Origin of the sequence: Stenotrophomonas sp. Iso1, from assembly GCF_027497995.1 — a bacterium.
Lineage (GTDB): Bacteria > Pseudomonadota > Gammaproteobacteria > Xanthomonadales > Xanthomonadaceae > Stenotrophomonas.
The window spans coordinates 597,300-610,057 of the sequence record NZ_JAODBT010000002.1; the positions used below are offsets into that span (position 1 = coordinate 597,300).

Annotated in this window: 6 protein-coding genes; 5 read left to right on the forward strand and 1 reads right to left on the reverse strand. The window is 58.9% G+C overall.

The features are described 5' to 3' along the window. Positions 1-14: 14 nt before the first annotated feature. The 5 genes from PAN08_RS11645 (at position 15) to PAN08_RS11665 (ending at position 7,303) form a co-directional block, all read left to right on the forward strand. A complete protein-coding gene (locus PAN08_RS11645) occupies positions 15-1,829 on the forward strand; it encodes an amidohydrolase family protein (RefSeq protein ID WP_269791655.1) in 1,815 nt (604 codons plus the stop codon). 17 nt (positions 1,830-1,846) lie between these two features. After that, complete coding sequence (locus PAN08_RS11650; RefSeq protein ID WP_269791656.1) at positions 1,847-3,292, forward strand: amidohydrolase; 1,446 nt, start codon at positions 1,847-1,849, stop codon at positions 3,290-3,292. Positions 3,293-3,808: 516 nt separating this feature from the next. After that, the gene (locus tag PAN08_RS11655) at positions 3,809-4,984 is read left to right on the forward strand and encodes a serine hydrolase domain-containing protein (protein WP_269791657.1); all 1,176 of its coding nucleotides are present in this window, start codon (positions 3,809-3,811) and stop codon (positions 4,982-4,984) included. A 379-nt stretch (positions 4,985-5,363) separates the two neighbouring features. Beyond that, entirely contained in the window at positions 5,364-6,617 is a 1,254-nt protein-coding gene (locus PAN08_RS11660; RefSeq protein WP_269791658.1) for a DNA cytosine methyltransferase, read from the forward strand. Further along, positions 6,566-7,303 (forward strand): GIY-YIG nuclease family protein, encoded by a 738-nt coding sequence (locus tag PAN08_RS11665; RefSeq protein ID WP_269791659.1) that lies wholly within the window; start codon positions 6,566-6,568, stop codon positions 7,301-7,303. The genes PAN08_RS11660 and PAN08_RS11665 overlap by 52 nt, the downstream gene beginning before the upstream one ends. An 831-nt stretch (positions 7,304-8,134) precedes the next feature. On the opposite strand, the gene PAN08_RS11670 is transcribed toward PAN08_RS11665, so the two are convergent. Then, positions 8,135-12,520 (reverse strand): RHS repeat-associated core domain-containing protein, encoded by a 4,386-nt coding sequence (locus PAN08_RS11670; RefSeq protein WP_269791660.1) that lies wholly within the window; start codon positions 12,518-12,520, stop codon positions 8,135-8,137. Positions 12,521-12,758 lie beyond the last annotated feature (238 nt).

The window sequence follows — 12,758 nt, forward strand, 5'->3', positions numbered from 1 at the left end:
ATTCGGGATTGAACATGCACAACAACAACCGACGCATCCGTCGACTGGCGCTGATCACCGCACTGCTGCTGGGAGCAGGGCAGGTCAGTGTGGTGGCGATAGCCAGTGACACGCAGACGCTTCTGATCCGTGATGCGATGGTGTTCGACGGAACCGGCCGCGCCGCGTACCCGGCCAGCGTTTTGGTCGAGGGCGGCAAGATTGCAGCCATCGGCGAAGGCCTTGTCGCACCAAAGGGCGCTCGCGTGGCGAATGCGCGCGGTCAGGCGTTGTTGCCGGGCCTGTTCGACCTGCATACGCATTGGACGCCGAACGCGGTGCCGTCGGCACTGCCGCAGGTAGCGAATCTGTACATGGCCGCCGGTGTGACCACGGTCAGCGATTTCCACGAACCGCCGGAAGCCTACGCGCCGCGCCGGCAGTGGTTGGCGTCCATTGCCGCGCCGGACGTGAAGTTCGCCGCCCGCATGAGCACGCCGTTGGGCCACGGTGCCGACTGGGGCGACGAAAACACCACTCGCTGGGTCAATACATCTGAGTCCGCGCGTGCAGGCGTGCAGGCCGTGGCCGCGTACAAGCCAGATTTCATCAAGGCCTTCACCGATGGCTGGCGTTACTCCAACGCCGCCGATAACAGCAGCATGGACGAGGAAACCCTCACCGCGCTGGTTGATGAGGCGCACAAGCACGGGTTGAAGGTGTTCACGCACACCGTGATGGTCAAGCGCGGCAAGGCTGCTGCACGCGCCGGTGTGGATGTCATCGCCCACAGCGTGCAGGACGGCCCGGTCGACGCGGAGCTGATCGAACTGATGCGCACGCATGGCACGGCCTATGCGCCGTCGCTGGCGGTGTACCTGCCGGAGCGGGTGGATGGCAGTGGCCGTACTGGCACCAAGCCGGATGTACTGCGCCAGCGCGAGCACAACTTCGCCAACGCCTTGGGCAACGTCAAGGCGCTGCACGATGCCGGCATTCCGGTAGTGGTGGGTACCGATGCCGGCATGACCGGTACGCCGCATGGCAGCTCCACGCTGCGTGAGCTTGAGCTGCTGGTGGACGCCGGGCTCACGCCGGCTGAAGCGCTGCTCGCCGGCACCGCGCACAGCGCCAAGGCGCTGGGCGTGGACGATCGCGGCACCATCGAAATCGGCAAGCGCGCTGACCTGTTGCTGGTGAAGGGGCAGCCGTGGACGCACATCGGCGATATTCGCAACACGCAGCTGGTGTATGTGGCGGGACGTCAGGTACATGGCAAGGGCACCGTGCTGCCAGCCGGCAACCGCGCGCTTGCCTTGCCAGCGCAGCCGGTGGCGGCATTGGTGGATGACTTCGAGCGCGGCGACGGGCGGACGGCGCTGGATACCCTGCGCATCGACGAGGCCGATGGTGGCAACGACCGCACCGTGCAGGTGACCGAAGTGGTTGCCCGCGAGACCGGCGGTAATGCACTGGCCACGCAGGCCAAGCTGTCGAGCAAGGACAGCGCCTTTGCGGCGGCGATCCTGCCGCTGAGCCGAGGTTCGGTGGCACCGGTGGACGCACGGGCGCATCACGGCATCCGTTTCGAACTGCGTGGCAGTTCGCCGGAACTGCGGCTGGAAGTGCGCGCGCTGGGCAATCGTCGCTTCATCGCGCCGCTGCAGGCGCAACCGCAATGGCGCACCGTGGAAGTGCCGTTCACCGCCCTACAGGGCCAGCCGCCGTTTCGCGCCAAGGCACCGGTTGCCGAATGGAAAGGCGATGACCTGCAGCAGTTGGTGTTCTCCGCAGGCGGCGAGCCCGGCAGCAAGGTCTGGTTCGAGATCGACAACGTCACCTTCTATTGAGCTGTGGGAACCCGGCCATGAAACCTACTCTGTTGCGTGCGGCGTTACTGGGGTGCCTGCTATCTGCCAGCAACGCATGGGGCGCGCCGGTGGATGTGACGGCGGTTCTGGATGCATATGCGCCGCGTCAGGCCGAAGTCGGCAAGGCGTTGTGGCAGCACCCAGAGTTGGGCTACCTGGAAACGGAGTCGTCGGCGCTGCTGCAGCGGGAGTTGCGCGACGCCGGTTTCCGCATCCAGGCCGGTGTCGCCGGCATGCCAACCGCATTTGTAGCGACGTTCGGCACACGCGGCAACGGCCCGGTTATCGGCCTGCTCGCGGAGATGGACGCATTGCCGGGCATGGCACAAGCGGCCGAGCCAGCGCGCATGGAAATCCCGGGGCAGGAAGCTGGACAGGCCTGCGGTCATAATCTGTTCGGTGCAGCCTCGGTAGGTGCGGCACGCGCTGTCGCGCAGTGGCTGAAGGACACCGGTAATGAGGGCGAGGTACGCCTGTATGGCACGCCGGCCGAGGAGGGTGGCTCGGGCAAGGTCTATATGACCAAGGCGGGCTTGTTCAATGACGTAGACGTTGTGCTGCATTGGCATCCGTCCGCCGACAACTCTGCCGCGCAGGGCACCACACTGGCCAACACCAGCGGCAAGTTTCGTTTCCACGGCCGCGCTGCACATGCGGCCATCGCACCAGAGCGTGGCCGCTCCGCGCTGGACGGCGTAGAAGCCTTCAACTACATGGCCAACCTGATGCGTGAGCATGTGCCCGATGGCACTCGCATCCATTACGTCATCAGCAACGGCGGCGCTGCACCCAACGTGGTGCCGGATGCCGCCGAGGCTTACTACTATGTGCGCCACACCGATCCGGCCGTAGTGCGCGATGTGTTCGAGCGTCTGCACAAGGCTGCTGAAGGCGCAGCGATGGGAACGGGCACTTCGGTCGAGTTCGAACAGACCGGCGGCGTGTTCTCGCTGCTGCCGAATGACACATTGGGGCAGGTGATGCAGGCCGCGTTGCAGCAGGTGGGTGGTGTGCGTTACGACGCCGCCGAGCAGGCCTTTGCCCAACGCATGCAGCAGACACTGGAAAAACGCCCCAAGCTGGACACCGCGCTGCTGCTGCAGCCGTATCGCGCCGACGCTGCCGGTAGTGCGTCAACCGACGTCGGCGACGTCAGCTGGAATGTCCCCACTGTCGGCCTAAGTACCGCCACTTGGGTGCCTGGTACCCCGGCCCACAGCTGGCAGGCGGTGGCTGCATCGGGCATGAGCATCGGCGACAAGGGCGCGTTGAACGCCGCCAAGGTGATGGCATTGGCGGCAGTGCAATTGCTGCAGTCACCGGATACCGTGCGCAAGGCCCGGCAGGAGTTCGACGAACGACGCGGCAAGGACTTCCGTTATCAGCCGCTGTTGCAGCGGGATACGCCGCCGCTGGATTACCGCCGCAAAGCGGGCCAGTGACTTCATCGAGCGCAGACAGGTGTAGTCAATTGTCAGTCGTGCGCAGTGCACATGAAGGAGCGGCGTAAGCCGCGAAGCGGGAACTCTCCCTGAAGCCAAGAAGGCCCGCAATCGCAGCATGCGCGATTGCAGGCTTTCTACATGCAGGTACAGTTTCGCTGGACCTCTCTTCCTGCTGCGCATGCCGTTCGTACACCAGTAGGGGCTTCATCTTTCGGTCTCGCCCCGCGTCGACTCGGTCAGGCTGCTTATCCATTCTTCGGGGATGCGTTTGCTCCGACAAATAACGCGACGAGCATGCGGAATATGCAGGAGGCGTGTTGCTGCGATCGGCATTCGCACAGTGTCGAATGTTGTGATGCAGCTGCTGTCATATCCCCTGCCGTTGTGACGTATGCCGGATGGCACTAGTGACCTCATGGCGCGCCTCCGCAGTATGAATTGCCGTCTACTCACAACGGCCGCAGTGACGCTGTTGCGACGTTGCGCCCTCATCGTTTCTGCTCAGGAGGCACCATGGCGACTACCGCACGTTGCAGTTCACGTTGGACGCGCCAAGCTTCAGGCGCATCTCGTCTTTTTTTCGGGCTGTCGTTGGTGCTCGGCGCCACGCTGAGTGCGAATGCGTCGGCAGATAACAGCCTGGACCCCATCCTTACAGCCGCGATGGAGGGCACGCAGACGCCCGCGGTTGCGATGCTGGTTATCCGCGACGACAAGGTGGAGCGGCAGTCGGTCCGTGGCGTGCGTCGCAACGACAGTACGGTGGCTGCCCAGACCGATGACGTGTGGCTGATCGGCTCTACCGGGAAGCCCATGACCGTTGCTTTGATTGCGCGCTTGGCGGAGCAGGGGCTGCTGGATTGGGAGGCGCCGTTGTCGAAGATGCTGCCAGACCTCACCACGATCAACCCGGTGTACAGCAACATCACCCTGACCCAGTTGCTGTCGCACCGCGCGGGATTGCCGGAGAATTTGCAGGATGCTGCTGCCCTGGATGCCTTCTTCACCGATACCCGTGCGTTGCCGGTACAGCGTGAGGCGTACATTCGTGCAGCACTGCAGGAGGCGCCGGTCAATGTGCCGGGTAATGAGTTTGCCTACAGCAACAGCGGCTTTTTGATTGCCGCCGTGATAGCCGAGCGCGTCACCGGCACCGATTTCGAAACATTGATGCGGCGCGAAGTATTCGAGCCGCTGGGAATGGATAGCGCTGGATTCGGCCCGACGTCCGCGGATCAGCCGCAAGGTCATCGCGCCGGTAAGCCGGTGACCACCGCGCCGCAGAAGTCAGACGATGGCGTTCCGCCGATGTACACGCCGGCCGGCAACGTGCACATGCGGCTGCAGGACATGGCCAAGTTTGCCATTGATCAGATGGCCGGCAGTCGCGGTAAGGGCAAGCTGCTGACCCCGGCGTCCTACCGTTTGATGCAGACCCCGCAGAGCGGTAGTCCGTCTGCCATGGACTGGGGCGTGCAGCCATCCATTGCCGGGCGCAGGGGTCCGGTGCTCACGCACGGTGGCTCGGACGGCAATTGGCTGGCGTGGGTGGCACTGTTCCCCGAAAGCGGCAACGGCCTGATCGCCATTGCCAATGCGGCGGAAGACATGGGCGCAGACAAGGCAACGATGGGCGCCATGGGCCCGGTCTTCGCAGAGCTGGCACCACCGGCCGCTGCGAAGCCGTGATTGTGGGGTACAGGCCCATGACGAAGCGTGGGATCAGCGGCCTTGTCAGCCAGCTGGTCCCATGCGCAAGGAGCCTGTTGGCGAACGTCGAAGACGCGCGCTAGAATCCAGACACCGCGTGGGGCGGTAGCTCAGCTGGGAGAGCGTCGCGTTCGCAAGCTGGCCGGTAAAAGCCGGAATCGCCTCACCTATCAATGACTCAACCAACGCCCGCTCATCAGCGGGCGTTTTGCGTAAGGCGGGTCCTGCAGCCAACGGGGAAATATCTCACTCGGTGAGACTTCTTGCCCTTATGCTTGAGCGGCTTGATGCTCGACTGAAATCTAGCGCTGCCAATAGGTTAAATACACCTTGACAACGCCCCTAAAGAATGAAATCCATGGCTAAGAACACCTCCCCGCTGACTTCGATTGAGCTTTTTACAGGCGCCGGTGGGCTCGCTTTGGCTACGCATATGGCGGGCTTCAAGCATGCCGGGTTGTTTGAGTGGAATGCAGACGCTTGCGACACGTTGCGTGCAAACGCCGAGGCAAAGGCTGTTCCCGGTCTTCATGGTTGGAAGGGGAGGGTGTCCCAGGGGGACGTGAGTCACGTTGCTTTTAGAGAGTTCGAAGGCGTTGATTTGGTCGCCGGAGGCCCACCGTGCCAACCGTTTTCCCTTGGGGGAAAGCACGGAGGAATGGAGGATCGTCGCGACATGATCCCGCAGTTCATACGTGCAGTGCGGGAGACAAAGCCTCGAGCATTCATCATGGAGAACGTTCGCGGCTTGGCTCGGAAGTCATTCGCTACTTACCTTGAGTACTCGAAGTTGCAGCTGACTTATCCTGAGATCATCCGGAAAAGCGCTGAAAGCTGGGAGTGTCATTTGCGGAGGCTTCAACAGCATCACACGTCAAGTCCTCGGCAGGATGGTTTGGCCTATAACGTTTTGTTCTCCGAAGTGCGCAACGCTGCGGACTATGGGGTGCCGCAATGTCGCGAACGCATTTTTATTGTTGGCTTTCGATCTGATGTGAACGCGAATTGGGCATTTCCGGCGCCAACGCATTCGCAGGAAAGGCTGTTGCATGATCAGTGGGTCACAGGGGCGTATTGGGAGCGCGCAGGTATCAAGCGCCCCAAAATTCCTTCTAACATGCTGCGCAAAGTAGAGCAGCTTTCAAAGGGGAATGCGTCTGCCCAGCTTCCGTGGAAGACAATTCGCGAAGCTGTTTCTGATTTGCCTTCTCCGTTCGCTGATCGGAATCATCGCGGTGATGTCTTCAACCACCGATTCCAGCCGGGTGCGAAGCCATACGTAGGGCATACGGGCAGTCCGTTCGATGCGCCGTCCAAGACCTTGAAGGCCGGTGGTCATGGAGTGCCAGGCGGTGAGAACATGATTGCGTTTCCTGATGGCAGTTACCGCTATTTGACTGTGCGAGAAGCTGCGCGGGTACAAACGTTTCCCGATAGCTGGCATTTCAAAGGAGCTTGGGGCGAAGCAATGAGGCAGCTCGGGAATGCTGTGCCAGTGGACCTTGTGCGCGTTGTCGCCGATAGTGTTGCTCGGACCCTTGGACAGAGCCGCACGAAAGCATGCACGCCGCATACAACTTCAACTTCCTCGAAACGATCTCGCAGCAGCTGAAAAGTTCGCTGGATGCGCTAACGATAACCCCGTTGAATGCGGGAAGCTTAGCTGTGCTTTTGGCTGATCAAGTACGGTTGAACGCTCGTCAAGGCGTCTACCAACTCTATCTTGGGAATGATCTGGTTTACCTCGGAAAGGCCGATGATGTTGCAAATCGGCTCGATGAGCATTTGACTAAGCTATCGGGCCGTAATGGTGTGCATCTTCCCAGCGTGGGCTACAAGGCTCTATTGCTGGATCGAAGCATGAGCACCGCAGCCAATGAGAACGTGCTGATTGGGTTGTTTCTGCCCACAAATCCACAAATGTGGAACGGCAAAGGGTTCGGTCCGAAGGACCCGGGAAAGGAGCGGGACACGACCCGTCCGAACTATTTTGATACCAAGTATCCAATTCGGTCCGACTACCCTGTTCCCGGCGTAGAAGACCATGAAAGTATCGGGAGCCTTCTCGGAAAGTTGAAGGCAGCACTCCCTTTCGTTTTTCGCTATGGGTTGGATGGAAAATCCCCTGTGAGCGCGTTGGTCGTTGATCTGACAGGTGTGCCGCGAACGGCAGAGGATCTGTTGCAGGCCGCGTTGCGTGCTCTTGGGGCAGGTTGGAAGGGCGCAATTCTTGCCTTTGGGATGGTGCTCTACGAAACCACTAAGGACTATCCCTACGGAAAGACGCTTTTGCCCTGAGTTTCCGTTCTCGATTTGGCTTCCTACATCGAAGACTCGCTGCGAGTGCGAACCAGATCGGACCTCGTCCGCATTGGCATGTACTGGCCTGTTATCGCTCTGAACCTCAGAGCGTCGCATCAGTCATGCGTTTGGCGAATCAGTGGGGATCCTTGCGGATCAGTAGGTTAGCAAATACTAGGAGAAGAGGAAGCCGGTGGTAAGCCGGTCTCCTCTTTCGTCATTTCCCTTCGCGATTTAACTGAAAGGCAACCATGAACCGACTTGCGATCCAGCTTGAGAGGGGGGGGGGGGCTCCCTCAGTTGCAACCCGAATTCCGTTTACACAAAAATCTGCACATGTTCCACGGTTAGCGACGATCACCAGGCGCATTGCTCGTGGTGCCATTTCAGGGCAGCAAGGCTTACGACGTGCTGCGACCCGCTAGGATTACGCAGGGGAGCGTCCTGGAGTTCGGCATATTCGTCCCAGCTAACTTGGGTGCAATGCAGACAGTGCGCGTCTCGGGGGCGATCCCAGCTACTTGTTCGCCAAAGACCTCAGCTCATCATCCGCATGTGCACTTGCAAGAATGTGGCGCCTGACATCAGTCGCCATGATTTGATCTGGATCCACAAGCGACAATCTAATGAGCTTGGCTAGAACGCCCCTGTCAGGCGACTGCTCGAGCCACCAATGAAATACCCCATTTCGATCGTGCTCAGACGCCATCTCGTTTCCTGGCACATAACCCGCAATAAGCTGATCAATAAGATCAACCGGAAGCATCCCCAAGGAAATCCACTCTTCCGGAAATTCCATAAGCTCGAGGTACTCATCTCTTGTCATCACTAATCCCACCCTTCCGGAAGGCCGACTGCCTCGATGAGCTGCGCGCATGCAATTGGATCTGAGCGGCAGGCGTTCGTGAGGGAGTCAGCACCGACCAAGGGCATAGACATCGCCCTTAGTATGTATTTTCCATATTTAAAAACAGCCGCCTGCCGTCCTCGGACCAATGCCTTCTGACTATCGCTCAATGAATCACATATCCGCATTTGTTCTCGAGTCATCCTCCGAGCATCTTTATCAGACAGCGGCTTAAAGTTCTCCGTACTGATCCTTGGCCCGTCATTACTTCCCAAGTGAACATGTGGCGGATCATGCTCTGCGCGAAATGCTGTCACCTCCGGGCCTGGATTAGCATGAATGGAGACAGAAATTCCAGGGATCTTCAGGTCTATCAGCCCCGACGGATCAATCGCGCCCATCGGATTCCCACCCACATACCCATACGTGCTGATTCCACCACCCAACCCAATCGGATCGGATTGCACATATCGTCCCGAGCTCGGGTCGTAGTCGCGATAGTAGTTGTAGTTCAAGCCACTGACCGCATCGTAGCGTTGGCCGGGGAAGCGCATATCGAAGACGAAATCTTGGTCGTCGATATCGGGATCTTGGTTTGGCACGCTGTTGCCGAAAGCTTCTCCCTTGATGTCCCACGTCCACACCGGCACGTTACGCAAGGGGTTGAACACCAAGCGGGGTGTGCCTAGGTGATCCGGCTCGACGTAATGCAGCACGCCATCTGCCAGCAGTCCTACTGGCATGTCATCCATCCAGATGACCTGTTGCTTCGGATTGCCGAGCGAATTGTAGTCACCCAGCCAGCGCCCAGCCTCGTCATAGGCGGAGTAAACGATGCTTGCCGCATCCAACCCGCGTTGCACGCGCTCACCGCGAGCGTTGTAAGCATAGCTTTGCGCGGCAACGCCCCCCATTAGCACCTTTGATAACCGATTGGCTTGGTTGTGGTCGAAGGTCTTGACGCCACTCAACGTGCCTATGGTGTTGCCCGCCGCGTCATAGCTGCGGGTAACGCCATCCACCGAGGTCAAGCGATGACTGGTTGTCTCATAGGTGTACGGTGTCGTGATCCCTGCATTACCGAAGCTCAGCCGGTTGCCAGTGGCGTCATAGCTGTATTGCTCAATCGCCACATTGGCCGTCGTGTCCCGGAAGGCTTTCAGGCGGCCTAGGGCGTCGTAATCAAAACCAGCGGTGTAGTTGTCTGACTCAAGTGCGACAATTTTGCTCGTCGTGTCATAGCCCAGCCCGATCTTGAGCTGGCTCGCACTGTCCACCACGGCGGTGGGCCGGTAGTCCGTGTCGAAGCTGCGCACCAGTGCCCGGCCGTTGCCATATTGCCAGCCGGTACTGGGTCCAAAGGGCAAGTAGCTCGCCCCGGTCAGCAGCACCTGGTGTCCACTGCTGCCGCTTGTGACGCCAATTTCGGTGATGCGGCCCTGACCATCACGTACGTAGTCCGCCACCGCGCCGTCGGGATAGATCACCGAGGCCAAGTTGCCCCCGGTGGTGTAGGTGTAGCGCACCACGAAGGTCTTGCCGTTGGTTAGCTGTGCCTTGCGGACAACATCGCCAAAACGGTTGTAACAATAGTCCGTGCGTCCACTGCCATCCGCCATTGAACTGAGCCGCCCAACCGCAAAGCCTTCCCCTGATGCACACACGGTCGGCACGGTGTCGTACGTATAGGCAACATCCTCACCTTGGCTGGGGTAGCTCTTCGACGTCATCCGATTGAGCGCGTCATAGGTATAGGACGTGGTGACGCCACGAGCATCGGTGCTGGTCTTGACGTTGCCAGCTTCGTCGTAAGTGCGCTGGGTGCTGCCGGTATCCGGGCTTGTGGTGGTTCGCAGCTGACCCAAGCCATCGTAGGTGTAGGTGGTCTTGAGCCCCTTGGGGTCGGTGACTTGAGTCAGGTTGTCCAGTGCGTCGTATTCGAACTGCGTGCTGGCCGCTATGCCGCCTACGTCCTGTAGTGATTGCGTGAGGCGGTTCAAGGAGTCGTAGGTCGCAGTGCTACTGACGCCTTGAGCATCGGTGGTACTGAGAGCGTTGCCGCTCGGGCCGTAGCTATAACTGGGGCCATTGCCATCGGCGCCCCGCTCTTTGGTCATGCGTCCCAAGACATCGTAGACCCGCGATAGGCTGCGCTTAAGGGTATTGCTTGCCCCGAAGGTTTCTTCCTTGATCCGCTTGCCAGCGCCATCCAAGGTGTAATGGATGCGGTTACCATCGCCATCCAAGACATCAGTGAGGCGATGTGCCGCGTCGTAGACGTAACCCGTATAGCCGCCGTCCGGCAGGGTGATGCCAGAGATCAACCCGGTTGGCCAGTATTCGAATTCCGTCACCCGGTCGGTCGCGCCACCGCCGTTTACGCGATGTGACAGCAGCCACCCACGCGGGCCGTATTCGTATTCGTTCAAGACGCCATTGGCATCCTTGGCCATGATGGCTCTGCCGGCACCGTCATAGGCCAGCGTCTCAGTGACTTGGCCTTTGGCGTTGGTGACTTTCCACAAATCACCTTTGCGGAACAAACAGTCATTGGCTGCAGGCGTGCAGGCCGGATCGTCGACAAGATAGTAGGAATACGTCAGTGCATCGCTGATGTCGGTCCGGGGGCCATCAATCTGCAGCGGCAAGCCCACCAGGCCGCAAACTGAAGCATCTTCGCAGTAGGTAGTTGTGGTGGAGATCACTGAAGAGGTAACAGGGTCCGTCTTGGAAACCGAAATGACCTGGCCTCGAGCGTTGTACGACCAGTTGTCTTTGGATGCTAATAATCCAGTTGCATTCTTGACGCGAAGTTCACTGATGCGGTTGAGCGAATCCTCCCAGCCTTCCTCAATGGTCCGTTTGCTGCCATCGGTAGAATTTGCGCCAATTACCTGAATTGACCTTCTGCCGGAAGCCTCATGCGTGACTTGTGTAACTACACCGTTGGTATCCGTCGACGACTGCACTCGACCGTAATAGTCATACGTGGCCGCGCTCGATCGTTCGGTACTCACAATGGAAGTTGGCTTGCGATGTCGGTCGTTGTTGGTCGTATATGTGGTGACTTCCCCGGTCATGGATTGCACAGCCGCGCTATTCTGGCTCGGATAGCTCAGCTGAGTTGCCTCCGTCAATCCGGCATCATCATGCAACGCGCTCGAGATGACTCGGCTATACGCGTCGTACCCGAATGATCCATAGCGCCTTCCATCTTCAGAGACGATGCCGGTCAGCAGTCCTTGATCACCATTCGGCGCGAGTCCCTGCTCTCCGTAGACGTACTGCTTGATCTGCCCATTTCCATAGTCAACCGACACCAAATTTGAATCTTGATAGCCGTATAGAACTGACAGTCCATCAGGAAGGCCAATTCGCACGAGCAGCCCATCTTCATCGTAGTCAAACAACAATCGCCGTCCTGCAACGTCGGTCGCCGTTTTTAGCTGCACCCTTCCGGCAACCGTTTGATAGCTCAGCACGACATCCTTGCGAGGATCATCCAGATCGCGCATCTCCAACAACTGGCCACCGCTGGAATAGATCTCAACCTCCCCAGCGATAGAACGCAATTCGTATCGTCCATCAGCAAGGATGCGGAACCGTGCCTTCCGCGTGGGCAATTGATAGTTTCCACTGCCGACAGTAAGGAAGCGTTCAAAGGTTCCGTTCGCGGTTACAACGCCGCCCAGGTTTGAGGGATGCATGGTCCATGCGGCAAAGCTGTGCGTCCAACCCAAGCCCATTGGCATGGCGCTTGGCACTAGTTCTCGCAGCGAATGGTAGTGGCGGACAAACGGACGGCCCGCGAAGATAAAGTCTTGCTCAGCTCTGGATTTGTCACCGGTCATTGGATGACAAGGATGTCCAACCGGACACGATGAGACCTGCATGCGCCGCTCAAGTTTTATTTGATCAAATTGATTCGATGCACACAGCTTGGACGCCAACGCAGGATCATTCGTCCAATTCAGAGGCGTGAGGCCGTTGGGGCAGGTGTACGTCTGCACGCGTATGAGTCCAGCAAAATCCTCCGCTGAGGTGGACTTTCCCTGATAGGTACATGTTGTCGTCCAGACAATTTTTTTCTCTTCTGGCGTTACATGCTTTGATTGGCGCAACAAGGTGTGCTCGGCTGATACATAAGGCAGAAAATAGTCACCTACGACGCGGGGATTGGTATTGACGCAATCATTGACCCCAACTGTACTCATTACGCCGGGCTTAACCCAGCGATCAATGAAATTTTGGATCATCTCTTGTTCGGAGTAACAGTACTTGCCGCCACCAATATTAGGGCCATCACGCGCAACGGAATTTGGACACCAGCCTTCGCCACCGGAAGCAACTGAACGAATCGCATACATAGGAACCGAATAAGATGCGGGCGGCTGAGGTTTTACGCTGTAATTCAAGGAGGATCGGACAGAGCTGTATGCGCTGTTAGAGCTTAATCGCAGCCAGGGTGCAATCAACGGATGCCCCGCCCGCATCGCGGCCTCTGCCTCCACTAGCGTCCGGAAACAGCTAGTGCCCCAGCAATAATCTGCGCTTGGAACGTAGCTCTGAGGAAAGTTGGCAGGAGGTAGGACTGCTTGCGCGCTC